This window comes from Blautia intestinihominis (assembly GCF_040096655.1).
Taxonomy (GTDB): Bacteria; Bacillota; Clostridia; order Lachnospirales; family Lachnospiraceae; genus Blautia_A; species Blautia_A intestinihominis.
The window spans coordinates 1-24561 of sequence record NZ_JBBMEI010000049.1; the positions used below are offsets into that span (position 1 = coordinate 1).

Consider the following 24561-nt stretch of genomic DNA (forward strand, 5'->3'; position numbering starts at 1 on the left):
CCGCAACTGGTTGATGTAGATAACCTGCAGGCGGTACATTTTGGGAACATTGACCAGTGGCTTGAAGTGCGGGAATAGGAATGTGCTGATAACCACTGAAATTTAAGGAGTCAACAACATATGATAAGAAGCCGGAAAATCAGTTTTTCATTACTGATTTTCCGGCTTCTTGTAGTTGTCAAATCAATATCCAAGTGTGTCGTTAACGAGGATCACGTGGATTCTGTCAGTGTGTCTGGAGAATCTGGTAATCAGGAACTGGCAGCAGATAGTATCCATGGATTTGCAGTCAAAGCATTTGGGATACTCCCGATACAAGTTTTGTTTATGCGTTTCCAAGTACAGCTGAGATTTTAATTTCTTTTTCCTCTTCGCAAAGATCAAACGCTTCATTATCCTGTACGGTAAAGTGAACTTCGTATAATATATTGTCAGATAAAGTATCTGGTGTTTCACCAGCTTCTGTCTGAATATGCCACAATTCTGCAGGGACCTCTTTTAAAGAACCATCTGTTTCATAGGAATAAAGTTTAAGACTTCCAGTTTCTCCGGATATACCCTTCATACGCAGAGCAACCGTAGTATTTGGATGAACATTTTCAACTGTGACAGTATTCAGCCATCCTGTTACAGTTCCCTGTCCGCCATCAGCCTCAAACTTATCCTGACTTAAAACGTTTCGGTTAGCCTTGTCCAGATTGACTTTACGATAAGGCATTTCCGGAAGATATACAAATCGATCCTGTAATCTCAGAAGTTCAAGATATCCGGTTGGACAATAGAGGGCATTTCCACTGTTTCCTGCATACATGCCAATCGCCATGTTATTATATCCAGGTTTATTTGATACATTCATCGTGAACACAGTTTTACCGGTCTCAAAATCAAGCATAATATACTGCCACATGCTGGTTTCCATATCCTGAACATAACCGTAAATGTATCCGGTCGCGGTAGAAAGCTTCAGCATAGAAGTGTCAGAGAGATCACTTCTGCACCAGATGCTCTTCATTTCATAACCATCATCTGTTTTTATTGTATCTACGCGTTCTACACCAGGAGCAATCATGCTGTTTCCCTGTCTTAACCAGTTTACATCATAAATATTTTCATAGCTCTGTATGGATGAGTCGCTGTCTTCTTTCCCAAGGTTGGCACTTCCTGCACCAAACCAGTTGCACACGATCGTACTTACTGTTCCGGATCCGTTATCGTATACGATTGCTGAGTTTTCAACAGATACCTGTACATCCTCAGGAAGTTCATCGATGACTGGCATGGTTGCCATTGTTTCACCGGTTTTCATGTCCAGTGCAAGCAGATTTACCGGGTTCTGGTTGTCTGTAAACATAACAAGATTCTTTGTCAAAGATGGGGAACATCCACTTCCCCATGCAAGACAGCCACCGGTTGTAGAATCTCCTTCTTTGCTCTCTTTGGCACCGACACTTTCATAAGCAGTCTGCCATACTTTATTTATTCCATTATCTGCCTGGAACAGATAACAGTTTGTATTTGTAAGGATTACAGCGCCATCTTTTGAAGCAGAAATTCCGTTTTCTGCACCTTCACCAGGAGTTAATTCGTATACAAATACGGCATCTGACAGGTTTATTTCTTCACCGTTCAGAATAGAATCAATGGCCGCCCGGGAAATATAACCAACTGCCCCTTGCTGTTTTCGATCAGGATAAATACGGAATCCACCTGTTGCAAACCACAGATTTCCATCATAATCAAATACGACAGAAAGAAGATTCTGATCCAGTGTTTTTCCAAGTTTTTCTTCGGCAGCTGCTTTTATATCAATATCAAGTACCTTTTCAAATTCAGGAAGGACATTACCTTCGTCATCAGTTGCCTTCAGCATAAGAACATGATTGTTGCTGGTAGGACATACCAGACGGTTGCTCTCATCGACAAAGGAATAGGAACTCTGGATCATATAACCACCACCATCATGCTGTTTTGGAGAAAAGCAGCCCAGTGTCTGAGTTTCATCAGCATTGATGTCGCGAATGGCGAGCCCGCCAAGGAACGGAACTACGGCATGTCCGTAAGTGTCAAAAAAGATTGCAGGAGAAGCATTTGGATTTGTCTTCTCATAAGAAACATTGATTTCTGAATAGATATCAACAGGAAGCACCTCATCTGTAGAGTCAGTATTGTAGCAGTCATGGTGAATATTGGAATCACTTTTTGCCATATAAGGATTTTCATCCACTATTTTGGCTGTCAGAGATTTTATTGGTAATTCTGTTGCTTCAGAAGTTTCGGCTGCTTCTGTTGGTATTTCATCGGCATATACGGCAGTCAGGTTGCCTCCAGATGTCATAGTGATCATTAATGCTGTCATTGCAAGGAATAAAGTTCTTTTCTTCATTCATTTTCCTCCTGAAATTATATTGTTTAAATGATTGTTTTTTTCAATCTGAACCAGGCTCTGAGACCTTCCTGGATTTCATCGTCCCTCACTGGTTCCAGAAAAAAGTATTCTACACGAAGCCTGAAAGCATGAAGTGAAAAATCTAAATTGCTGCACCAGATAATTCCACAGCCAGGAAATAAGGAGCGCAGATGTTCTGCCGCATTGAGTCCATCTACTCCAGGTAGTACAAGAAGTACAATATCTGGTACATGTGTTTGTATCTCTTTAAAAAAAACTTCCTGATTCTGATAAGTTTCAAGTAATGGAAAAAGCTTTTGATTTATGCAGTAATCATTAATTACTTTTGCGTAATGTTCCCCTTCATGTTTTAAATCAGTTAATACTGCAATACGATACACAAATCTCCTCCTTTCACCTATATTTAAAAGCATATTTAGTGGAATCAAGTAAGTTATTGTGAGAGATATTCGTTTGTTTTATTATATGAAAAGTAAGAAGAATTTCAAGAATTCTGTCACGAAACAGCAGAAAATGGCACGAATTGCAAAAACACTTTCATGGATTGGATAAAAAAATTATGCTATACTCTTTATATGTTTCAGAAACATGAAGGGGGAGCGACTATGAGAATTGCGATTGTCGATGATATAAAAGAAGAGCGTGCGGTATTGTATGGATGGCTTAGTAACCAGCTTTCAAAAAGGAATATTCCTGGTGATTTCGTTAAGTTTGAATCAGGAGAAGAATTTCTGGCGGCAGCAAAAGAACGCCCTTTTACCGTAGTGTTTTTGGATATTTATATGAATGGCGCAAATGGAATTGAGATTGCAAGAGAACTTAGAATGTCAGATTCAGATTGTTTCCTGATTTTCACTACCACATCCACAGATCATGCATTGGAAGGATTCAGAGTCAGGGCACTGCATTATCTTGTAAAACCATATAATGAAAAAGAAATTTCAACACTGCTTGATGAAATACTCTCCAGAATTCCAGATTCTGGAAAGTACATTGATGTAAAAGTGAATGGAAGTAACATACAGATCCCTTTTAAAAATATTATTTTTGCGGAACATTTTTCGCATATGATCCACATTCATACTACCAGTGGGAAAGAATTGATTACTCGTCAGTCTTTTGAAGCATTTACGGTTTCATTGAAAATGGATTCTCGTTTTTATTTGTGCAACAGGGGAATTGTTATTAATCTGGAACATGCGATTGATTTTGATGGAAGTATGTTTCTTATGGAGGATGATAACAATATCCCTGTTAGCCGTAAGCTGCTCAAAAATGCCAGACAGATTTTTATGGAATTTCTGTTTCAGAAAGGGAAATAAAATGATTGAAATGATGCGCCCTATATTGGAAATTGCTGTGATTATTCCGGGTATGCTTCTTGCATATTTGTCGGTAAAGGCCTGCCTTAGACAGACTCCGTTTAAACTTGTGTTGTGGATGTTTCCTCTGCTTCTTGGAATCAGTCTGTCAGGCGGTGTTGTTTGTTATATTTTTCAGATTACTACCAGATTGATTTTAATTCCCATATTGTTACTTCTTATGTTAATCTATCATAAAACTCTTCAGATTTCGATCTGGAAATCCAGTAGCATTTTTCTGGCAGTCTGTGCAGTTTTTGCGTGCGTAAAAAGTCTGTCCAGGGCAGTAAATGCTATTATGATCTTTGAACCTGATATCGCAGAAAAACAATTATGGCTATGTGTGAAAGCAGGGATTTTTTATAATCTCATCTGTCTGAGCTTTGTATTGATTGCATGGTATCCTGCCACGCATATGGTACGGATTCTGATAGCAGATGAAAATTTCGCTCAGATGTGGTATATATTCTGGATCCTGCCGTTGATTTTTATCGGCTTAAATCAATTCATGGTCCCAAAATATCAGAGTACTTTATATACAGGGAGGATTTTACAGATTTACATAGTAGTCAGTATTGTTCTTTTAATAATTCTGACTCTCTTTTATGCGATATTTCTTATGATGGCATTAAGTCTGAATAAAAATGCAAGGCTTCAGCAGGAAAATCATTTCCTTTCTCTGCAGCGCTCCAGATATGACAATCTTTGTGCGGCTATTGAAGAGACAAGACAGGTGCGCCATGATATTCGGCATCATTGTCTTCAGTTGTCTGCACTGGCAGAAACAGGAGATATGGAAAAAGTTAAAGAATATCTTTTACGTGCGGACAGTAAAATGCCAGGTATTGATTTCCATTTCTGTGATAATCAGGCCGTAGACAGTATACTTGGATATTATTCGGATCATGCAAAACAAGAAGGTATTCCTTTTCTGGCACAGATTGATATTCCAGAGAATTTTGCCGGGGATGAGATGGATATATGTCTGGTGCTCTCAAACCTTCTGGAAAACGCAATAGAGGCAAGTCTGAAGACAGAAGATTCCAGAAGAAAGATTGTTATAAAGATGTATTTGCATCATACACATATTCTTCTGATTCAGGCTGAAAATAATTTCGATGCAAAGATACTGGAAAAGAATGGTGTTTTTCAGTCTACAAAACATTCGGGAAATGGAATAGGAATTCAATCCATACGCCATATCACAGAAAGAAATGGTGGTGCCAGCAGCTTTACATATAAGGATGGTGAATTTATGGCAAAAATCATGATCCGAATATAAAAGAAAGATTATCGATTGGATTGAGTTTGTGAGTAATGCAAAAAACACAGGAATATATTCATTCTGTTTCACGCATATTTATACCGTTCATCTCTAGACGACACATATGGTGCTTATTAGTGATACATGTAAGGCACGCATCAGCGTAGGTGTTATCGGCAAACATATCGAACCATGTACTGGCTGGAAATTGCGAGATACCTACAGTTGATTTCCTGCCATCCCTGGTATCAAGGACTTCAAAGAGATCCCGGTATTTATCAAGATCGAGTTCCATAAGACCGAAATCATCAATCACAAGCAGCTCCAGTTTGGTCAGAACACTTTCGCATGATGCTCTGCTTATTCTGCTGGATGAACCGACCAGTAATCTGGACAGCCTGAATGAAACAGTGATCCTGAAGGCTCAAAAATCCGACAGAATATGCTCACACAAAGAGGAATTATTTCGGCTGCTTTCGGAAAGTGTAATTATCTCGACATTTGGATGATTTACTATTTCAGGCCAGCAGGCTTCTGCAGGTTCCTGTAAGACGCCAAGAACAGGAATCTGTCCATCAAGAAGATGTAAGATTTCCTCACGGAATAAAGCAGCTTTTGCCTCATGTGGACCAAGCTCATCCATAATGAGCAGGGAACAGTCAGAACACATGGAAAGAATCCTGCAACCAAGACAATTGAAAGTATCTGCAGTATGCTCATTGGCTTTTCCGCACACAAACAGAAGATTCTGTTCATTTGGATCTCTGGATTCTGTCAGATGATACATATGGACAGAATACTGATCTCCCAGATATTCTTTTGTCCGTACGGTCAGAAATCCGTCTGCAGTTCCCTGGTAATTCTTTAATATTTTTTGAAGCAACGTAGATTTACCAATCTGTTTTTTTCCGGTTAAAAATATATGTCGAGCCATATCAGAATTCCTTTTTATTTTGTAGTAATACCGATTATTTTGCCATGCTATCATTTATGACAGTTCTGTAATCAGGTCGAACTGTTTTGTTTCGAACATCCCAGAGAATTCTTCCATAAGCGGAATGTGTGACTTCTTTGATTTGTCCGTCTTCATTTAAATGGGTGTGAACCCAGTCGGTGATCTTATGTACATTTTCCAGTGTGTGTTCCTCAGATGGAAGCATGTGTTCCATAAGAAAGTCAATGTATTGTTCGTCCGGAGTTACCCAGGTTTCGCGGTGAGATTTTTCATAGCTTGTTTCAGGATCATAGCCAAGTAAAAATAATATATTAAAAAGAGAGAAAAACCATCGACCATTCCACTGAGGCGTTAGTTGTCGGCCAAATACATCCTGCATGATCTGTTCCCGGAGTAAGTTCCGTCTTTCAAGATGTGTGGTGTTACAGCACCATGCCCGGCTCATTTCAATGGACTTCATCAGTCCGTTCATACCATGGAGTGCGGGGGTCATTGAACTGAATACAAGATCAAAGGCATGTTTATAACCTGCTTTTTCGATATCTAATTTTTGAAAGTCACATACATAAAGACAGGCATTACTTAATCCTTCTTTTTGAATATGTTCCATTCCGTGTGAGATCATTTTGTCGGAGATATCAAGTCCGACTACTTTATGTACGTGCCTGGCAAAGGCAGCAACAAAACGGCCGGGTCCGCATCCGATATCTGCCACATCATAATTTTTGTCAAGAAGTCCCTTTTGTTCGAGATAATTTATTGCACTGACAACACGTTCATTTCCTTTTTGATTCTTTTTGCGTGCATTTCCCCAAAATTCTGCACGTCTGTTCCACATTTCTACCGACTGCTCATTCATATCTGCAGACTGAGATTCCTGCAGAGAAATAAAGTAATCCAATACAGAATTCATTTAAGCTCCTCCCTGAAAATTGCTTCATGAATTATTTACAGGTAAACAGATGGTCCGTTCACATCCGTAACGGTCATGTGCTGTTATAACATCCATTTCAATATCATATACGGATTGTAGTGTTTCAGATGTAATGACCTCCTTGGGAGTGCCGAATCCAACGACTTTTCCTGTTTTCATGAGGAGAACCTTAGTACCGACAGAAAAAGGGTGCTCAGGGCTGTGTGTCGACATGATAATGCAGTATCCCTGACGGGCAAGTCCTGAAATTACATTCATGAGAAGCTGATGATTTGCATAATCTAGATTTGCTGCCGGCTCATCCATGATAAAGATTTTTGCAGACTGACAGATGGCCCGGGCAATTAAAACCAATTGTCGCTGTCCGCCACTTAAAGATGTATATTTCTTGTTGGCAAGATGCAGTGCATTTACTTTTTCCAATGCAGAGAAAGCAGCCTCACGGTCAGGTTCTTTTGGGGTTTCAAAAGCCGAAAAATGGGAAGCACGTCCCATAATTACGACATCAAGAACGGTATAGGCAAATACGGGGGAATGGTATTGAGGAATATAGGCGATCATATTTGCCAGTGCCTTCGTTGTAAAGTCATGAATGTTTTTTCCGTCAATGGCTATTTTTCCATCAGTAACAGGAAGGGTTCCCAGCATCATGCGGAAGAGAGTTGTTTTTCCGCAGCCATTAGGGCCAAGCAGGCAAAGTACATCACCATAGTCGGCATTGCAGCTGATACCTTTTAAAACATCTCCATTTCCGTAACCGCCAAAAACATTTTCTATTGTCAGAAGCATAAACTATGCACGCTCCCTTCGTTTGATAATAAGATAGATAAAAAATGGAGCACCCATGATGCTTGTAACAACACCAAGTGGAAGTTCCATGGATAAAATGGAGCGGGCAATGTCATCAACCAGTATCAGATATCCGCCGCCAAGCATAGCGCTTGCAGGTATCAGTCGGTTATAATCCACGCCTACCAGTGCGCGTGCCAGATGTGGAATCATTAATCCCACCCATCCGATCAGGCCGCCAAGGCAAACAGCTGCAGCACTGAGTAGGGTTGAAGCAATGATAAAAATCAGACGATATTTACGAATATTTATTCCAAGACTTCTGGCTTCTTCTTCATCTAAAGTGAGCAGATTGATCTGCCAGCGAAAAATAAAGATCATACTTAGTCCAATGATCATTGGAATGACACTCCATACAAAAGAATTCATAGTAGTCTTGGTCAGACTGCCCATGAGCCAGAAGGTGATCTGTTGAAGAACGTCATTGGGATCTGCAATGTATTTGATCATGGTTACGCCCGCATTGCAGAGTGACATGATCATAGTTCCTGTCAGTACAAGACTGAGTGTGTGAGAGTGTGCAGACTTTCGGCTGATGAGGTAGGATGCGGCAACTGCAATCACACCGCCTGCAAAAGCAGAAAGCTGAGTCACCCAGTTTGAAGCTCCGTTTAAAATAGCAAAAGCAGCACCAAGACTGGCACCGGATGAAACACCAAGGATGTCCGGAGATACCAGCGGATTGCGAAACATTCCCTGATAAGTGGAACCTGCTACTGAAAGGGAAACTCCAATAAATAAAGCGGAGAGGATACGCGGCAGACGGATATTCCAGAATATGGTAGCTGCCTGCGGCAAAATATCTCCCTTATAACCAAATTTTGATAAAAATGCTTTCAGTACCTGAGAAGGCGTAAGCGGATAATATCCGACTCCAAAGGAAAGTATTATAATTATAAATAAAATTACCAGCATAACTGTCAGTAACAGACGATGATGTTTTCGCTGGCTGGTATTTATTTCTTTAGCGTTATCTGTCAAATTCATGATCACTCACCTTGTGTAACTTGACTAACTGAGTTTATGGCGCTATACTCAGAAAAAAGCGAATTGTTTTTGAAAACTATTCGCATATATATTATAATGCGAAAAAGTTGTATAGTCAATTTAATAAACGTCAAATCTGACTGAATATGGAGAAAAGAAGGGAGAGAATTTATGAACAAAAAGCACAGACATCTTTTGGCGTTGCTGTTATGCTTCGTGATGACAGTCAGCCTTTTTGCAGGTTATTCGGAAACAAAAGCGGCTTCGGAAGAGACAACACAGAGTGAGGAGCAGACTGAAACACAGGAAACCGGGGAAACACGTGAGATCACAGATATGGCTGGAAGAAAGGTTACTGTCCCGGCAGCAGAAGATATAGAATCTGTTTTTTCGACAGGCCCGGTTGCTGCAATTTTTATGTATATGGTTGCACCTGATAAACTTCTGGGATGGAATTATGAATTAAATGACGTTGAGAAGTCAATTATTCTGGAAAAATATCATGATCTTCCGAATTTTGGAATGGGAGATGCGATCAATTATGAAGCTGTAATTGCTGCTAATCCTACAATTGCACTTAATTGTGGCAAAATCAATGATGCAATGGTTTCTGACTGTGATGCGTTATCGAAAAGTCTGGGAATCCCGGTTATTGCAGTGGATAACGAACTCAATAATTCGGCAGAGGCGTTTCGATTTATGGGTGAACTTCTTGGCGTAGAGGATCATGCAGAAGAGCTTGCTGAGTATTCAGAGAAGATATTTACAGATATTGCTTCACTTGCGGATATCCCGGAAGACGAGAAGGTCAGTGTATATTTTGGCAATGGAGAGGATTCTCTGGAAACTGCACCTAGAGGATCTCAGCATGCACAGATCCTTGATGCGGTCAATGTAACCAATGTTGCAGATCTGGAACTTGGAGACGGATCTCGCGTTCAGATTTCAGCTGAACAGCTTCTTGCGTGGAATCCAGATGTGATCGTTGTAAATGGTGAACCAAAAGCAGACAAAAGCGGAAACTCTGCAGCAGAAGATATTCTGAGCAATCCAGACTACGCTTCGTTAAAAGCGGTACAGGATAACAAAGTTTATGGAACTCCAAATGCACCGTTCAGCTGGGTGGATCGTCCGGCCGGACCCAATCGTCTGATTGGTATGCGTTGGCTCTCCGCAGTGGTTTATCCAGAATACATCAAATGTGATGTTAATGAAGAAATACGTGAGTTTTTTAATCTTTTCTATCATGTTGATCTATCTGATGAACAGTTGGAAAATGTTCTTAAAGGAACTTTATAAATGTCAGGCAGAGACGTGGAATAAGACTATACAATGAGATAAAAATCTCCGGTTCAGAGTGAACCGGAGATTTTGGCATATTAAGAAAAGTCATATCTTACGAAGTATTGCACTTCCATGCAGATCACATACAGGATCTGCGAAGAGATGGTTTTTCTGACAGAATTCATCAACAGCTTTTTTGCAGCCGGAGAACTGTGTGCTGTACACATCATGGATCAGAAGAACTCCGCCTGTAGAAAGGCGTTCATAAAACAGTGGAAGCGCAGCGGCAGTCGGAGCGTAGAGATCAGCATCCAGAGATACGAAACAGAAATCTGCATCTGTAATATCGGCAAAAGTATCCGGAAACCATCCTTTATGGATTACAGTCCGTGCAGGATCAGGCATAATGCGAAGAACAGAGTCAACATCAGTAGAAGAGAAATCACCTGTTCTGGCACGGGACAGATTACAGGAGGTCTCTATTGCCACATCTTTTTCTGAAAATCCCTCAAAAGTATCAAAAAGATGGATTTTGCGATCTGGAAAGGCAGCACTGATCAGGGAAGAAAATTCACCCTGAAAAACACCGAGTTCGGCAACATCTCCCGAAATATTTAACTGATAGATCTGCTCTGATAAGAGACGCATAACAGCAATCCGTGCATCGAACATGCGAAGGGCAGATGGATCACAAAATGGTCCGTGATAACCTAAGCTTTCCATCTGTTTTCTCATAGAGTTACGTCGTTCTTCATCTAATACACCCAGGATGATCAGATCCGGAAGAAGTGCAGCTGCATCATCTGGGGAACAGACAGGAACATGGCCAATATGCTGTCCATGCTTCCGGGAATCATTATCGGCAAAGCACAAAAGTTTACAGGAACTGCCAAGTAGTCTTGCAGTCATCTGTCCAATCTGTCCGGCACCAAAGATTACAGTTCGATATACAGGTTTTGTCATCATTTTGCGGCAGCCTTTCTGTCGGCACGAACCTCGATCATCTGTCCTGTGATGGAGATTGCTATTTCAGCCGGTGTTTCTGCTTTAATCTCAAGTCCTACAGGAGAGACAATCCGTTCCAGTTCTTGTTCAGTAACATCGTACTCTTCCACAAGCTTGCGGAAAACAGCAGCTTTTTTTGCACGGCTTCCGATAACCCCGATATAACATGCTGGTGTGGCAAGAAGCTGTGCCTGTACGATTGTGTCATAAGCATGCCCACGTGTCATCACGCAGCAGTAATCTGCATCTGTGACAGAGATACTCTGGTCCAGATGATTAAAATCACAAAGTATCGTTTCAACTGCATCCGGGAAAAGCACAGGATCAATAAATTCCGGGCGGTCGTCCAGAACGACACAGCGGAAATCAACACTTGCTAATATTGGTACAAGCTTTTGCGAAACATGTCCACCACCAAATACATAGACAGTTCCGGATGTGCCTATTTGTTCTGAAAACAAATCATAATCATCACCGCGATAACGGCATGGCTGTGCAGACAAGGACGATAATATGGATGAAGGAACAGCGGCATTTCCGATCAGGCCATAAGAAGGGCTGTAAAGACTCATGCCGGAGGTTGTCTTAAGATCACAGATCAGCCAGAAATCCTTTCGTTCCTCGTATGATTTTGCGGCAGTTTCTGTAATCTCTGAAATAACCGGATCATTATGATCAAGATACTGGAAAAAGACGGTAACATCACCACCACAGATCATACCGATATTCTCAACATCCTTACGGTTCAGTCGGAATTCATGTTCGCAGGATTCTTTTTTCTCAAGAATATCCTGAGCCATAAGTTCAGCACGATACTCGACAGCGCCGCCGCCGATAGTGCCTGCAATTCTACCGCTTTTTCCGATCAGCATGCGGGATCCGGCACCTCGTGGAGTCGATCCTGATGATGCTGTGATGGAAGCAAGCACAAGGTCATTTCCCTCCAGAAATTGCTGTTTTATTGTCTGAAATAATGTTCTCATATAAAAAACCTCCGGTAATTTTGTATGTTAAAGTGTTATGTAACAGATGGATTGTATCATATCCTGCAGCGCGCGAGCCTGCTTTAACTGGCGTTCGTGTGATTTCATCGCTTCCGGACTTTTGCATTTATGCAGATTGTCAGCAAATCTTTTTTCGATAGATACACGCTGTGTTTCCTCAATCAGTTTATCAGCCAGAAAAACAATAGCCGTTTCATCCAGTTTTGTTTCTTTTAAACCATGATGCTGTGAAATGATCTGGCTGATTTCGGGATAACCTAATTGTAAGAAAAGGTCACCGCCTGTTTTTGTGTGATGTTTCTGAAGTCTTGCAATATCATGCAGAAGCGCACCGGAGCGGATGAGCTGCTGATCAAAAAGATATCCATGAACTTTAAGTATATCACATAAACGGCAGGCCAGTTCCGTAACGGCATCACTGTGAGCCTGTACATGCTGCGGGAGATCAACAGAATTCCTGAGCATCCGACATAATTCATCATTCAAAACAGGATGCGGCAATATGTAATGTGAATCAGATAAGGCAGCATTTCCCTCTACATCTACTCTTAGATGATAATAAGAGCCGCATGGAAGCCGGAACTTCTGTATGTCAGATATTTCCGGATAAAGCATCCATAAATAAAAAGAGATCACATCCGTATGAGCGACAACCGCAATATTACTGTCCGAAGAATGAAGAATCCTGGAAATCGCCTGTGAAAAGCGTGTACCGGATTCCAGAGGAGTCTCTGCTCCTGGAATCGGACATTCCGGATTTTTGCCACGTGCCTCATAAATCGCCGGCCATTTTTGACGTATTTTATCAAAAGAAAGGCCGTCCCACGATCCAAGATTTCGTTCTGACAGTTCGGAAACAGTCAGATGTGGAAGGGCAGGTGCTATATGACTGGCTGTATCGACAGCCCTTGATAAAGGACTGCAGTATATTGCAGAGATCTTATCGGACAGTTCCTCGTGCAAAAGGACTGCCTGTAAGTGTCCAAGCATGGATAAAGGCAGGTCAGTCTGTCCGATACAATAAGAATGTTCATCCGGATATTGTGGCTTTCCGTGTCGTATCAGATAAAGATCACGCATTAAAAAATCCTCTGAAACAATTTTCAAATATTTTTTCTGAACAGTTTCGTGTTTCTTCTGAAAAACGCGCATATCGTTTCAGAAACTCTTCACCGTATGGTGTCAGTTCACTGTGACTTCCGTTTACACCGCCCTGGCTTCTGCTGATCAATGGTTCGTGAAGTTGCGATTCCAATGTACGGATCAGATTCCAGCTGGTGGAATAGGAAATGTGCATATGCTCACAGGCATCGCGGACAGAGCCTGTTTCATGGATCAGCGTCAGAAGCGAATAAAGCTGTTCATCAAAGAATACTTTTTCGCGAGCCAGCTGAATGTGGATTTCTGAACGGATCAGACTCTGGTTGTGTGCATGGAGAAGCTCGGCATAATCCTCTGGTGTGTCGGCATCGTGAATGATTCCGGGATCCTCCACATTCAGAAAATACATGGGTGTGCCGCAGTGCTCTACAGCACCTTCAAGACCTGAACTGCCGTCATCTTTCAGGATGGAATCAATAAGTGAGGAACGGAGCAGGATCGGGTGACCGGGTTTACCCTCACAGACCGGAGTTACAAGAGGATGGTCTGCGGAGAGCATTTGAGTGACAGTCCGGGCTGTAAACAGTGGAACGTCCACAGGGGTAAAGAGCACTGTATCAACCTTGTCTTTCAGATACTCCAGTCCGATCCGGACAGAATCAAACATATGAGTTGTTGCATAGTCTTCGTTTCGAAGAAAGATTACATTATTGGAGGCAAGATGGCGCTCCAGCACATCTGCCTTATATCCTGTTACCACAACTACTTTAGAAATCCCGGCCTGCCGGAAATTATTGATCACTCGCTGGGCAATGGAAATGGATCCAAGCTGAAGCATGGGTTTAAAGTCTCCCATTCGTGATGATTTTCCGGCAGCAACAATCAAGGCACCTGTCTGCATGATAGTCACCTCCTTAAAGGCATTGTATAAAATTGGTATTATTATATCATAAAAAAAAGAAAATTGTGTGAAAATAGCCAAATTTTATTTAATTGTAATTTGCAATATTGTAAAAAAGCATGATAGAATGAATATATACATAATGATGTGGACAGGAGAACTTTTTCATGGATAAGATTTTTGAAATTACCGCAAAAGAAGTTACCATACAGGTAAAAGATGAGCGTACGGGAGTTGAATACAGCCGGACACTTCCGATGGATTATTACGAAAATGCAAATGTATTAAAACTCAGCGGTGAGAATCTGGATGGAAGCAGTTCTTCCATTGTTTTCTATTCTGCCAGAGGAATGGAAAGACTCAAAGATCTGACGGGCAAGGGTGCGGATCATGATCCATGCGGAACACATAAGCCGGAAGATCAGTAACATAATAGGGACATTTTTTTAACAGGAGGGATGCAAGATGATCAAAAAGACATTGAAGATCAATGGTGTTGAGAGAATCCTTATTCTTGATAAGGATGAAACACTGGCACAGGTTCTCCGTAATCATCTTCTTCTTACGGGATGTAAGATTGGCTGCGGTGAGGGCCATTGTGGAGCTTGTAACGTAATTATGAACGGAAAAGTTACAAGATCCTGTATCTATAAGATGAGTCGTGTTCCGGATAATGCAGAGATTACAACCATTGAAGGTGTGGGAACAATTTCTGATATGCATCCGATCCAGGTTGCCTGGATGGCATACGGATGTGCACAGTGTGGTTTCTGTTCTCCAGGTTTCATTATCTCAGCGAAGGTTCTTCTTGACAATAATCCAAGCCCGACTCGAGAAGAAGTAAGAGAATGGTTTAACAAACAGCGTAACCTTTGTCGCTGTACCGGTTACAAGCCGCTCATCGATGCAACTATGGCAGCAGCAAAAGTTATGCGTGGCGAGATGACAAAAGAGGATCTTGTTTTTAAACAGACCGGTGATTCTATTGTTGGTACAAATTATATTCGTCCATCAGCAGCACAGAAGGTAACAGGTACCTGGGATTTTGGTGCAGATGATGCCTTAAAGATGCCGGAGGGAACTCTTCGTCTGGCACTTACACAGGCAAAAGTTTCTCATGCGAACATCCTCAGCATTGATACAACAGAAGCAGAAGGCATGCCGGGGGTTTTCCGTGTTATCACTGCAAAAGACATTAAAGCAGCCGGCGGAACAAACAAGATTAATGGTCTTGTAATGCTTCCGAAACACAATAAGACAGATGGATTTGAACGTCCGGTACTCTGCGATGAGAAGATTTTCCAGTTTGGTGATGCGATTGCAATCGTAGCAGCTGATACAGAAGAACATGCACGTGCAGCGGCAGATGCAGTTAAAGTTGAGATTGAAGAACTTCCTGCATATATGAATGCAATGGATGCGATCGCACCGGATGCGGCAGAAATCCATCCAGGTGTTCCAAATGCATTCTTTGAGACAAACTGTATCAAGGGACCTGATTTTGACTGGGACAGCATTCCGGATTCACAGCAGGTAGAGATCGAATCCTACTGTTCACGTCAGCCACATCTCCATCTTGAACCGGACTGTGGTTATGGCTACATTGATGAAGATGGTATGATAACAGTGCATTCCAAATCTATCGGTATTCATCTCCATATGCCGATGATCGCTGATGGTATCGGCGTTCCGATGGAGAATTTAAGAATTGTTCAGAACCATGCGGGAGGAACCTTTGGTTACAAGTTCTCTCCGACAAATGAAGCCCTGATCGGTGCAGCTGTAAAAATTCTTGAGCGTCCTGTATCTCTGGTATTCAATCAGTTCCAGAACATTACTTATACAGGAAAGAGATCTCCTGCATTTATGAATATTAAACTTGCGGCAGATGAAAATGGTAAACTCCTTGCTCTCTGGGGCAACAATTATGTGGATCATGGTCCATATTCAGAATTTGGTGATCTGCTTACCATGAGACTTTCTCAGTTCACAGGCGCTGGTTATGGAATCAATTCTATCCGTAACAAATCTACAACAGTATTTACTAACCATGCATGGGGATCTGCTTTCCGTGCTTACGGTTCTCCGCAGTCCTATATGGGATCTGAGATCGCAATTGATGTTCTGGCAGCAAAGATGGGAATCGATCCGTTTGATATGCGTGAAATGAACTGTTACAAGGAATCTGAAGGAACCACGATCCCGACAGGTTATCCGCCGGAAGTATATTGTGAGGAAGCACTGTTCAAGACTGCACGTCCGTTGTATGAAGCAGCTAAGAAACGTGTTGCCGAGAAGAATGCAGCTTCTGATGGCAAGATAAAATATGGTATCGGTGTATCTCTTGGTGTTTATGGCTGCGGACTTGATGGTGTTGATACATCCAATGCTTTTGCAGAACTGAATCCGGATGGAACTGTTACAATGTATGCTGCATGGGAAGATCATGGACAGGGTGCGGATATGGGCGTTCTTGTATCATCTCATGAAACACTTCGTCAGGCCGGAATCAGACCTGAACAGATCAAACTTGTTATGAATGATACTAAGACATGTCCGAATGCAGGTCCGGCAGGTGGTTCTCGTTCACAGGTTATGTCAGGCAATGCATGCCGTCTGGCAGCAGAAAACCTTGTTGCAGCAATGAAGAAAGAAGATGGAACGTTCCGTACTTATGACGAAATGGTAGCGGAAGGTCTTGAAACAAAATATGAAGGTAACTGGGTAACAACCTTCTGTGCAGATCATCCGATCGATCAGGATACGGCACAGGGTGATCCGTTTGCAACTTATATGTACACGATTTTCCTTCCGGAAGTTGCAGTTAATACAGAAACCGGCAAGGTTACTGTTGAGAAATTTACATGTGTTGCCGATGTAGGTACGATCATGAACAGACTTCTTGTAGAAGGCAACTTCTATGGTGGCCTTGTACAGGGTGTGGGTCTTGCTCTGACAGAAGACTTTGAAGATTTGAACCACGATACCACTCTGAAAAATTGTGGTATCCCATACCCGAAGGATGCGCCGGATGATATTGAACTTCATTTCAATGAAACCTATCGTCCAAGTGGCCCTTATGGCGCTGCCGGCTGTGGTGAGGCTCCACTGGATGCTCCGCATCCTGCAATCCTGAATGCAATCTACAACGCGACAGGTGCACGTATTACACGTGTTCCTGCCCGTCCGGAAAGAGTTCTTGCAGCATTGAAGGAACTTGAGAAATAAATCATAAATCTGATTTTATCATGTGATATAATGAGGGGAGACGGTAAACTGTCTCCCCTTTAGAGACGAAAGAATTGTATTGATCCGGTTCACAGCAACGAAAGGAGTGCAGGCTATGACATATATACAGGAAAGAGGTTCTACTCATGTGTATCATGTAAATCGAATGTCAAAGGAAGAGATGGATCATATGATCAGTCTCTGCGTCCATGATCAGCCGGCGTACTGTGTTGCGGCCTGTCCCTTCAAAGTAGATACAAAAGAGATGCTGTTTTATGCTGCAAAAGGAAATTTTAAGAAGGCTCTGGCAATCTATGAAAAGATCACTCCATTTCCGATGATTCTCTGCGACGGATGCACGGCTCCCTGTGAAGAGAAATGTAAGCTTTGTGAAATTGGCGACGGTGTATCCATACGTGAAGTAGAGCGCGCAATTGTCCGATATGGGGAATCCGGAAAACGGAGCAGTGTTTTTCGTATAAGAAAAAAGAAAAAGGCAGTAATTTTCGGGTCAGGATTATTTCCACTGTTTCTGGCAGGGGAACTGGAGCGGAAAATGTATCCTACAACTATTTACTGTCAGGAAGAAAATTATGAAGAGTATATTGCAGCAGCTGCACATCTGTCGGAATCTGATTGTCGGAATGAAGCGAAACGTCTGAAATTCATGGATCTTGTTTTTGAATTCGGATGCAGTCTTGATCCTGTATTTATCAGAGAAAAGATGGAACTGGCAGATGTGGTTTGTGCATCAGAAGAGATTGCACAAAAGCTGGCACCACAGGAAGAAGCAGATATAGAAATCATGCTGAGAGAACAGGCCAGGATCGTCAGCGGATCAACACAATCAGTGATGGATGCTGCTTTTTCTGCAAAGAGAGCCGCCCTGACGGTAGATCTTCTCGTGCAGAATCTTTCTCCGTACAGCAACAGAGGCAGTGAAGGAGCAGTTACTACCAGGCTTTATACGAATATAGAAGGCATCAAAGGGTCAGAAAGAATCCCCTGTGGTGCAGAGGGATATTCGAAAGAAGAGGCTGTTGAGGAAGCAAAGAGATGCATACAGTGTCATTGTGATGAGTGTATAAAAAGCTGTGTTTACTTAAGTGAATATAAAAAGCATCCGGGGCTTCTGGCCCGTGAAATTTATAATAATACCCAGATTATTATGGGAGATCATCCAATGAATAAAGCGATGAATTCCTGTTCACTCTGCGGACAGTGTACGGTGACATGTCCGAACGGATTTGATATGAGTCAGGTTTGCAGATCCGCAAGAGAAAACATGGTATCCACGGATAAGATGCCATTGGCGCCGCATGAGTTTGCGTTGATGGACATGTTGTTTTCAAATTCAGAAGCTTTTTTATGTAAACCTCAGCCTGGATTTGATATTTGCAGATATGTGTTTTTTCCAGGATGTCAGGCCGGAGCGATTGCGCCGGATGTAGTCATGGATGTATATGAAGACCTGTGCAGAAGAGTTGAAGGCGGGGTTGCACTGATTCTGGGGTGCTGTGGTGCAATCAGTGAATGGGCAGGTCGTTATGAAATGACAGAAAAAGTAAATGAGCAGCTGAAACAGGAGCTTGCAAAGCTTGGCGATCCTGCAATCATAGCAGGTTGTCCGAGCTGTATGAAACAGTTAAAAGAGAGTACTGGTGCAGTGGTCACAGGAGTCTGGGAAATTCTGAAGGAAATCGGACTTCCCGAGACGGCCAGGGGACTGGAAGTACCGGTTGCAATACATGATGCCTGCGGTGCCAGAGGAGATGTACATACACAGGATACGATAAGAGAGCTTCTGACCGAAATGGGATGTACAGTTGAAAATACAGAATATTCCAGAGATCTGTCTCCCTGTTGTGGGTATGGCGGCCTGACGGCATATGCGAATAAGGATATGGCAGCCAAAATGGCAGCAAAATGTCTGGAACGTTCAGATGCACCATATGTGACATATTGCATGGCATGCAGAGATCGATTTGTCAGAGAAGGAAGAGAGTCCAGACATATTCTGGAACTACTGTATGGAGATCATGCCTGCAGTATGCCGGATATCAGCGAGAAACGATACAACAGGCTTATGCTGAAAGAAAAACTTCTGAAAAATATCTGGAATGAGGAACTGATGATGGAAAAAAAAGATTATACCGTGACCTATACAGAAGATGCGATCCGAATGATGGATGAACGTATGATCCTTAAGAGTGACGTTGAGAGAGTGCTGGCAGATTACCGAGAAAGTCAGGAAGCAGTCCTTGATGAAGAAACAAAAGAACTGGTAGCAAGAAGTCGACTTGGAAATGTAACATTCTGGGTGCGTTTTATAGAAACAGAAGAAGGGTATCTGGTACGCAGAGCATACAGTCATCGAATGAATATTATGAAAAGGGTGGGACAATAATGGCAGTTGAGAGAAACTATTATACGATTGATCCGGAAGGAAAGCTGACCTGCAACAAATGCAAGGTTCCACTGGTAAAAGGAAAAGCAAAATTCATGTATCTGGAAAACGGTTTTCCGGTTGAGATGCCGGTCTGTCCAAAGTGTGGTTTTGTCTATGTTCCGGAGGAACTGGCTCTTGGAAAAGTTCTGGCAGTGGAACGTGCACTGGAGGACAAATAAATGAACAGACATCCGGGTGGTGAGGCACAGACACTCCATCTTCTGGAATATGTCAAATTCAGGAAAGGAATGGAAGCCCTTGATCTTGGAGCGGGTGAAGGTGAGACCGTGCGAATCCTGAAATCCCTGGGAATAAATGCACATGGAGTGGATCTTTCACCACGGAGCAGGGATGTACAGAAAGGAGATTTTCTGAACCTTGACTACACAGCAGAGAGTATGGATCTTTGCATCAGCCAGTGTGCATTTTTTGTCAGCGGAGATCAGCAAAAAGCTGTTTCAGAATGTTGGCGTGTATTGAAAAAAGGCGGATTACTCGTGTTGTCAGATCTGGATCAGGGAAATCTTGTAGAGGTTGTTAAATGTACAGGATTCTGCATTCTTCACCAGGAAGACCAGACGGCTCTCTGGAGGGAATATTATCTGGAAGCAATCTGGAATGATTCATTCTGCTGCGAGGAGTATAAGCTTCTGCAGAAGCAGTATAAAGGAAAAAAGCTAAGTTATACGGCAGTGATTGGCAGAAAGGAGTAGCATATGGACCTTTATGAAAGAATAGCGGAACTTGGGAGCATGGGATATCATTGTTCGCAGATGATGATGATCATGACGCTGGAAACCATAGGTGAAGAAAATCCACAGCTTGTAAAAGCTCTGGGTGGTCTTGGCGGAGGAATCGGTTATTGTGGAGATACATGCGGATGTCTGACAGGAGGTGCCTGTGCGATAGGATATTTCCTTGGCAACCTGGCACCGGAGGAGAAAGAAGATGTTCAGATGAAACCGGCTGTGCAGGAACTGTATCAGTGGTTCCGTGAAAAGACGGAAGAAGAATTCGGAGTGTTTTATTGTAAAGATATCACACATCTGGACTGGGGAGTGATCATGGAGAGATGTCCTGCACTCATCGCAGAGACATACATGAAAGTTATGGAAATACTGACAGAACGGGGGATAATTGAAGTTTGATTACAATTGGTAAAACGAAAAGCGTCTGTCCGGTATGTATGAAGGTACTTCCGGCTAAAAAATGTATAGGTGAAGAGGGGATTTATCTGACAAAGGAATGTGATCTTCATGGGAAATTCCGGACACTGATCTGGGAGGGAAGTGTAGCAGATTACCTCTCCTGGGGAAGAGAAAATCTGTCTGCTGAGACTCCTGTAAATCCAAAGAGTAAAGAAAAGGCCTGTCCGAATAACTGCGGGCTCTGCGAGGAACATGAACGAAAAGGCTGCTGTATGGTTCTGGAAGTTACAAAGCGCTGCAATCTTCATTGTCCGGTCTGTTTTGCTTCGGCAGGTGAAAGTCAGGAGAAAGGAGATCCTTCTATCTGTGAAATAGAAAAACAGTTTGATTTTCTGATGGAGCATGGAGGTCCGTTTAATATACAGCTTTCAGGCGGTGAGCCGACGATGAGAGATGATCTTCCTGAAATCATACGTATGGGAAGAGAAAAAGGTTTTACATTTTTTCAGCTGAATACTAATGGGATCCGCCTTGCAGAGGAAGAGGAATATGCCAGAAAACTGAAAAAAGCGGGACTGAACACGGTGTTTCTTCAGTTTGACGGAGTGAGTGATGATGTTTATCGGACGCTTCGTGGACAGGATATGATGGAAGTGAAGAAGAAAGCTGTCCGGAACTGTTCCGAGGCGGAGCTTGGAATTGCTCTGGTACCGGTCATTGCCCCCGGAGTGAATGATATGCAGGCAGGGGATATCCTGAAGTTTGCTCTGGATCATATGCCATTCGTACGAGGGGTACATTTTCAGCCAATCAGTTATTTTGGCAGGTGTTCACAGGAACGCCCGCAAAATCCGATCACGATACCGAGGATGTTGAAGCTGATCGAGGAACAGACAGAGGGACTCATGAAAGCAGAGGATTTTGCCGGAGGCGGAGCTGAGAATCCATACTGTTCTTTTCATGCGAGTTATCTGAGAAAAGGTGAGAGAAAATTAAAGCTTCTTGAAAAGAAATCCGGAAAAGGATGTTGTTGTACAACCAGTGATGATTCCAGACAGTATGTTGAGAACCAGTGGAGCTACAGTACAAAAACTTATGATGAGGGTGAGATGACGCAGACAGACGCACTGGATGAGTTTCTGAATCGGGTTCATAATGAGACCTTTGCAGTATCAGGAATGCTTTTTCAGGATGCCTGGAATCTGGAACTTGACCGTCTGAAACGCTGCTATATCTGTGAAGTGGATTCGGAATATGGTATGGTACCGTTTTGTGCCTACAACCTGACTAATTCGAAAGGAACATATTTATACAGAAAGTGAAACGAACCAATATTGATGAAATGATCTGTAAGCAGGAAGGTATTGCAGAAGTTACGAGAGAAGCACTAAATAAAATACAGCTTGCTAAACTGAATGCTGTTCTGAAAAGAGAAAAAGAACGAGAGGGATTTTACAGGAATCTGCCGGAAAAACTGGAAAATCTGGATGCTTTGAAAACATTTCCGTTTACGACAGAGTCGGAGCTGGCGAAAAACAGTGGAAGGATGCTTCTGTGTTCACAGGGAGAAGTCCAGAGAGTAATCTCAGAACAGACGAGTGGAACAACCGGTGCCGGTAAACGTGTATTTTACACAGAAAGAGACTGTGAACATACGATAGAGCTTTTTATGGCGGGACTTGGTGAGTTTATTTATCCTGGAAGTACGACTATGGTTGCCATGCCGTTTTCCGGTCCCTTCGGTCTTGGAGAACTGATCGCGGAGGCCATCAGGCGTATAGGCGCAAAACCTCTCCTGACCGGAACTGGCAGAACTTACGGCGAACTAAAAACAATTCTGGAAAAAGAGCAGCCGGATACTTATGTCGGTATGCCGGTGGCACTGCTTTCCATGCTCAGAATGTGTGGAAAAGGCAGTATAAAAAGAGCTCTGGTATCTGGCGATGCCTGTCCGGAAACAGTGATGAATGCGATAGAAAAAATTCTGGAGACACAGCTCTGGCCGCATTATGGTTCCAGAGAGATGGGGCTTGGCGGAGCCATCTGCTGTGCTGCTCATGATGGCATGCATATGCGGGAAAATCATTGTATTATGGAAATCATAGATGAAAAGGGAAACGTACTTCCTGATGGAGAATGGGGAGAACTGGTGATCACAACCATTGGAATGGAGGCACAGCCTCTGATCCGGTACCGGACCGGAGACTGTACACGTATTATTCCGGGAAGATGTATCTGTGGAAGTGAAGTAAAGCGCCTGGATTTTGTGAAGCGGATCAGTCAGCCCGGAACGATCAGAGAGATGGATGATGTGTTGTTTCAGATTCCGGAACTGGTAGATTACAGTGTCAGGATCACAGAAGACAAAAAAGAAATTACAGCACTTCTCACATCAGACAAAGGAATGGAATCACTCAGGAATGTTCTGACAGACGGAGATACCATATCTCTGAATTGCAGAAAAGCAGAATGGAAAGATACAGCCTTATATTCTGCAAAACGCGTGATACTCTATTATACCGGATAATATGGACCACCACAACAGGAATTATTTGTATGCTCCATCATCTTACCTCCCAAGGAAAAAATACCGGGCTATCCATCAGGACAGTCCGGTATTTTTAAATTCTAATTATTCACAAAGTTTGGAAAATTCGTCAGCTACAAACTGAACTTTTGGTCCAATGATTACCTGTACGGAAGTTTTGCCAGGTTTGATAACACCAGCAACACCAGCAGATTTGATTACTTTATCACTGACTGCAGTAATATCTTTTACTTCAAGTCTTAATCTTGTGATGCAGTTGTCAATGCTTGTGATGTTTTCTTTTCCGCCACAGCCTTCGAGGATTTTTGCTGCGATTGCTGTGTAATCGTTGCTTCCTAATTCAACTTTTTTCTCTGCTTCAAGATCGTCGTCATCTTCTCTACCAGGAGTTTTCAGATCGAATTTCTTGATTGCAAACTGGAAGGAAAATATTTGAAACTGCCTAAGATGACGGCTGTCAGAATGAAGCTTCATCGTCCGATATCAGAAAAATGGAAACTGAAATTTGTGACAGTCAGCAGGGAGCCATCCGGAAAATACTTTGCCAGTCTTGCTGAGAGCTTCGATGCAGTATGCGTGGAAGATCTGAATCTGAAAGGGATGGCAGGAGGACTTCATCTTGGAAAAGGTGTACATGATAATGGATATGGCCTGTTTCTGTCTATGCTGGAATATAAACTGGAGGAACGAGGAAAATATCTGATCAAAGTAGACCGTTATTTTGCATCCAGTAAGATTTGCAGTGTATGCGGAAATAAAAAAGAAGAATTGTCTTTATCTGATAGGATTTATTACTGTGAATGCGGTAACAGAATGGACCGCGATGCAAATGCAGCAGTTAATATCATGAATGAGGGAAAAAGAATCTTTGCAGAATGTGCATGACAGCACAATAAGAAGTCCGTAACCGGACTAATAAAAATCGCGGGGCACGCGAGGATAGCTTGTAGATACTTGGCTCTGTAGAGCCATTGAGCAAGAAGCCCCCACTTCAAAATCAGAGATTTAAGTGGTGGGAGCATGTCAGTGCGTCCAGCTAAGGGTGAAGCATTTAATGGGTGGAAATCCCATCCGGTAAGGTATTAGCCACACCGCCGGTAACGACCTTGAGCCAGCCAGAGCAATCGGGAAGGTTA

General features: G+C 42.5%; 23 protein-coding genes and 2 pseudogenes. 12 read left to right on the forward strand and 13 right to left on the reverse strand.

The window, feature by feature from the left end; genetic code table 11:
- Positions 1 to 183: 183 nt before the first annotated feature.
- From WMO75_RS13565 to WMO75_RS13575, 3 genes and pseudogenes are all read right to left on the reverse strand, one after another.
- A pseudogene (locus tag WMO75_RS13565) lies at positions 184 to 300 on the reverse strand (lactate utilization protein); the annotation flags it as partial.
- Positions 301 to 325: 25 nt separating this feature from the next.
- Complete coding sequence (locus tag WMO75_RS13570) at positions 326 to 2383, reverse strand: hypothetical protein (protein WP_302247958.1); 2058 nt, start codon at positions 2381 to 2383, stop codon at positions 326 to 328.
- Positions 2384 to 2409: 26 nt separating this feature from the next.
- Positions 2410 to 2787: a response regulator gene (locus WMO75_RS13575; protein ID WP_181992149.1), complete on the reverse strand. Its 378-nt coding sequence runs from the start codon at positions 2785 to 2787 to the stop codon at positions 2410 to 2412.
- A 225-nt stretch (positions 2788 to 3012) separates the two neighbouring features.
- Here WMO75_RS13575 and WMO75_RS13580 point away from each other — a divergent pair, with 225 nt between their 5' ends.
- Both WMO75_RS13580 and WMO75_RS13585 read left to right on the forward strand, forming a co-directional pair.
- On the forward strand, positions 3013 to 3729 hold the full coding sequence (locus tag WMO75_RS13580) for a LytR/AlgR family response regulator transcription factor (RefSeq protein WP_302247959.1): 717 nt from the start codon (positions 3013 to 3015) through the stop codon (positions 3727 to 3729).
- A 1-nt stretch (position 3730) separates the two neighbouring features.
- Complete coding sequence (locus WMO75_RS13585) at positions 3731 to 5050, forward strand: GHKL domain-containing protein (protein ID WP_349078233.1); 1320 nt, start codon at positions 3731 to 3733, stop codon at positions 5048 to 5050.
- Positions 5051 to 5108: 58 nt separating this feature from the next.
- Here WMO75_RS13585 and WMO75_RS13590 read toward each other — a convergent pair whose 3' ends face one another.
- From WMO75_RS13590 to WMO75_RS13610, 5 genes are all read right to left on the reverse strand, one after another.
- Positions 5109 to 5327: an ATP-binding protein gene (locus WMO75_RS13590; protein WP_243111665.1), complete on the reverse strand. Its 219-nt coding sequence runs from the start codon at positions 5325 to 5327 to the stop codon at positions 5109 to 5111.
- A 129-nt stretch (positions 5328 to 5456) separates the two neighbouring features.
- A complete protein-coding gene (locus tag WMO75_RS13595; RefSeq protein WP_227222706.1) occupies positions 5457 to 5966 on the reverse strand; it encodes a nucleoside-triphosphatase in 510 nt (169 codons plus the stop codon).
- Positions 5967 to 6000: 34 nt separating this feature from the next.
- The gene (locus WMO75_RS13600) at positions 6001 to 6900 is read right to left on the reverse strand and encodes a class I SAM-dependent methyltransferase (protein ID WP_118699497.1); all 900 of its coding nucleotides are present in this window, start codon (positions 6898 to 6900) and stop codon (positions 6001 to 6003) included.
- Between the two features lie 24 nt (positions 6901 to 6924).
- The gene (locus WMO75_RS13605) at positions 6925 to 7710 is read right to left on the reverse strand and encodes an ABC transporter ATP-binding protein (RefSeq protein ID WP_118699498.1); all 786 of its coding nucleotides are present in this window, start codon (positions 7708 to 7710) and stop codon (positions 6925 to 6927) included.
- 3 nt (positions 7711 to 7713) lie between these two features.
- Positions 7714 to 8757 (reverse strand): FecCD family ABC transporter permease, encoded by a 1044-nt coding sequence (locus WMO75_RS13610; RefSeq protein ID WP_118699499.1) that lies wholly within the window; start codon positions 8755 to 8757, stop codon positions 7714 to 7716.
- A 171-nt stretch (positions 8758 to 8928) separates the two neighbouring features.
- On the opposite strand from WMO75_RS13610, the gene WMO75_RS13615 reads away from it, so the two are divergent.
- Positions 8929 to 10056 carry an ABC transporter substrate-binding protein gene (locus tag WMO75_RS13615; protein ID WP_118699500.1) on the forward strand — a complete coding sequence of 376 codons (1128 nt, stop codon included), beginning with the start codon at positions 8929 to 8931 and terminating at the stop codon, positions 10054 to 10056.
- A 90-nt stretch (positions 10057 to 10146) separates the two neighbouring features.
- Here the strand turns inward: WMO75_RS13615 and WMO75_RS13620 are convergent, their stop codons facing one another.
- The 4 genes from WMO75_RS13620 to WMO75_RS13635 are packed head-to-tail and all read right to left on the reverse strand — an operon-like array spanning position 10147 to position 14052.
- Positions 10147 to 11007 (reverse strand): TylF/MycF/NovP-related O-methyltransferase, encoded by an 861-nt coding sequence (locus WMO75_RS13620; RefSeq protein ID WP_118699501.1) that lies wholly within the window; start codon positions 11005 to 11007, stop codon positions 10147 to 10149.
- Positions 11004 to 12029 (reverse strand): XdhC family protein, encoded by a 1026-nt coding sequence (locus tag WMO75_RS13625; protein WP_118699502.1) that lies wholly within the window; start codon positions 12027 to 12029, stop codon positions 11004 to 11006. Before WMO75_RS13625 ends, WMO75_RS13620 begins: the two co-directional genes overlap by 4 nt.
- Before the next feature lie 27 nt (positions 12030 to 12056).
- Positions 12057 to 13130 (reverse strand): histidine phosphatase family protein, encoded by a 1074-nt coding sequence (locus tag WMO75_RS13630; protein WP_118699503.1) that lies wholly within the window; start codon positions 13128 to 13130, stop codon positions 12057 to 12059.
- The gene (locus WMO75_RS13635) at positions 13123 to 14052 is read right to left on the reverse strand and encodes an NTP transferase domain-containing protein (RefSeq protein WP_118699504.1); all 930 of its coding nucleotides are present in this window, start codon (positions 14050 to 14052) and stop codon (positions 13123 to 13125) included. Before WMO75_RS13635 ends, WMO75_RS13630 begins: the two co-directional genes overlap by 8 nt.
- A gap of 167 nt (positions 14053 to 14219) precedes the next feature.
- On the opposite strand from WMO75_RS13635, the gene WMO75_RS13640 reads away from it, so the two are divergent.
- From WMO75_RS13640 to WMO75_RS13675, 8 genes are all read left to right on the forward strand, one after another.
- Positions 14220 to 14480, forward strand: a complete 261-nt coding sequence (locus WMO75_RS13640; RefSeq protein ID WP_118699505.1) for a hypothetical protein — start codon at positions 14220 to 14222, stop codon at positions 14478 to 14480.
- Positions 14481 to 14517: 37 nt separating this feature from the next.
- Positions 14518 to 17280, forward strand: coding sequence for a molybdopterin-dependent aldehyde oxidoreductase (locus WMO75_RS13645; protein ID WP_118699506.1), 2763 nt, complete (start codon positions 14518 to 14520; stop codon positions 17278 to 17280).
- A 115-nt stretch (positions 17281 to 17395) separates the two neighbouring features.
- Entirely contained in the window at positions 17396 to 19687 is a 2292-nt protein-coding gene (locus WMO75_RS13650; RefSeq protein WP_118699507.1) for a pyridine nucleotide-disulfide oxidoreductase/dicluster-binding protein, read from the forward strand.
- A complete protein-coding gene (locus WMO75_RS13655) occupies positions 19687 to 19908 on the forward strand; it encodes a DVU_1557 family redox protein (protein WP_148445077.1) in 222 nt (73 codons plus the stop codon). Before WMO75_RS13650 ends, WMO75_RS13655 begins: the two co-directional genes overlap by 1 nt.
- Positions 19909 to 20442, forward strand: a complete 534-nt coding sequence (locus tag WMO75_RS13660; protein WP_118699509.1) for a class I SAM-dependent methyltransferase — start codon at positions 19909 to 19911, stop codon at positions 20440 to 20442.
- 3 nt (positions 20443 to 20445) lie between these two features.
- Positions 20446 to 20877, forward strand: coding sequence for a DVU_1555 family C-GCAxxG-C-C protein (locus tag WMO75_RS13665; protein ID WP_118699510.1), 432 nt, complete (start codon positions 20446 to 20448; stop codon positions 20875 to 20877).
- Positions 20874 to 22199 (forward strand): radical SAM (seleno)protein TrsS, encoded by a 1326-nt coding sequence (gene trsS / locus WMO75_RS13670; RefSeq protein WP_118699511.1) that lies wholly within the window; start codon positions 20874 to 20876, stop codon positions 22197 to 22199. The genes WMO75_RS13665 and trsS overlap by 4 nt, the downstream gene beginning before the upstream one ends.
- Entirely contained in the window at positions 22196 to 23404 is a 1209-nt protein-coding gene (locus WMO75_RS13675) for a DVU_1553 family AMP-dependent CoA ligase (protein WP_227222703.1), read from the forward strand. The genes trsS and WMO75_RS13675 overlap by 4 nt, the downstream gene beginning before the upstream one ends.
- 105 nt (positions 23405 to 23509) lie before the next feature.
- Here WMO75_RS13675 and WMO75_RS13680 read toward each other — a convergent pair.
- Positions 23510 to 23848 (reverse strand): annotated as a pseudogene (locus WMO75_RS13680) (glucose PTS transporter subunit EIIB); the annotation flags it as partial.
- Between the two features lie 39 nt (positions 23849 to 23887).
- On the opposite strand from WMO75_RS13680, the gene WMO75_RS13685 reads away from it, so the two are divergent.
- The gene (locus WMO75_RS13685; RefSeq protein WP_243111664.1) at positions 23888 to 24310 is read left to right on the forward strand and encodes an RNA-guided endonuclease InsQ/TnpB family protein; all 423 of its coding nucleotides are present in this window, start codon (positions 23888 to 23890) and stop codon (positions 24308 to 24310) included.
- The last annotated feature ends 251 nt before the right edge of the window (positions 24311 to 24561 follow it).

What these genes read in the sequence shown, in the direction of transcription:
- WMO75_RS13595 (WP_227222706.1), bottom strand. Translation starts at nt 5,966, where the DNA reads ATGGCTCGACATATATTTTTAACCGGAAAAAAACAGATTGGTAAATCT.
- WMO75_RS13625 (WP_118699502.1), bottom strand. Translation starts at nt 12,029, where the DNA reads ATGAGAACATTATTTCAGACAATAAAACAGCAATTTCTGGAGGGAAAT.
- WMO75_RS13600 (WP_118699497.1), bottom strand. Translation starts at nt 6,900, where the DNA reads ATGAATTCTGTATTGGATTACTTTATTTCTCTGCAGGAATCTCAGTCT.
- WMO75_RS13635 (WP_118699504.1), bottom strand. Translation starts at nt 14,052, where the DNA reads ATGCAGACAGGTGCCTTGATTGTTGCTGCCGGAAAATCATCACGAATG.
- WMO75_RS13570 (WP_302247958.1), bottom strand. Translation starts at nt 2,383, where the DNA reads ATGAAGAAAAGAACTTTATTCCTTGCAATGACAGCATTAATGATCACT.
- WMO75_RS13620 (WP_118699501.1), bottom strand. Translation starts at nt 11,007, where the DNA reads ATGATGACAAAACCTGTATATCGAACTGTAATCTTTGGTGCCGGACAG.
- WMO75_RS13605 (WP_118699498.1), bottom strand. Translation starts at nt 7,710, where the DNA reads ATGCTTCTGACAATAGAAAATGTTTTTGGCGGTTACGGAAATGGAGAT.
- WMO75_RS13650 (WP_118699507.1), top strand. Translation starts at nt 17,396, where the DNA reads ATGACATATATACAGGAAAGAGGTTCTACTCATGTGTATCATGTAAAT.
- WMO75_RS13590 (WP_243111665.1), bottom strand. Translation starts at nt 5,327, where the DNA reads ATGGAACTCGATCTTGATAAATACCGGGATCTCTTTGAAGTCCTTGAT.
- WMO75_RS13580 (WP_302247959.1), top strand. Translation starts at nt 3,013, where the DNA reads ATGAGAATTGCGATTGTCGATGATATAAAAGAAGAGCGTGCGGTATTG.
- WMO75_RS13630 (WP_118699503.1), bottom strand. Translation starts at nt 13,130, where the DNA reads ATGCGTGATCTTTATCTGATACGACACGGAAAGCCACAATATCCGGAT.
- WMO75_RS13660 (WP_118699509.1), top strand. Translation starts at nt 19,909, where the DNA reads ATGAACAGACATCCGGGTGGTGAGGCACAGACACTCCATCTTCTGGAA.
- WMO75_RS13615 (WP_118699500.1), top strand. Translation starts at nt 8,929, where the DNA reads ATGAACAAAAAGCACAGACATCTTTTGGCGTTGCTGTTATGCTTCGTG.
- WMO75_RS13645 (WP_118699506.1), top strand. Translation starts at nt 14,518, where the DNA reads ATGATCAAAAAGACATTGAAGATCAATGGTGTTGAGAGAATCCTTATT.
- WMO75_RS13585 (WP_349078233.1), top strand. Translation starts at nt 3,731, where the DNA reads ATGATTGAAATGATGCGCCCTATATTGGAAATTGCTGTGATTATTCCG.
- WMO75_RS13640 (WP_118699505.1), top strand. Translation starts at nt 14,220, where the DNA reads ATGGATAAGATTTTTGAAATTACCGCAAAAGAAGTTACCATACAGGTA.
- WMO75_RS13665 (WP_118699510.1), top strand. Translation starts at nt 20,446, where the DNA reads ATGGACCTTTATGAAAGAATAGCGGAACTTGGGAGCATGGGATATCAT.
- WMO75_RS13655 (WP_148445077.1), top strand. Translation starts at nt 19,687, where the DNA reads ATGGCAGTTGAGAGAAACTATTATACGATTGATCCGGAAGGAAAGCTG.
- WMO75_RS13685 (WP_243111664.1), top strand. Translation starts at nt 23,888, where the DNA reads ATGAAGCTTCATCGTCCGATATCAGAAAAATGGAAACTGAAATTTGTG.
- WMO75_RS13610 (WP_118699499.1), bottom strand. Translation starts at nt 8,757, where the DNA reads ATGAATTTGACAGATAACGCTAAAGAAATAAATACCAGCCAGCGAAAA.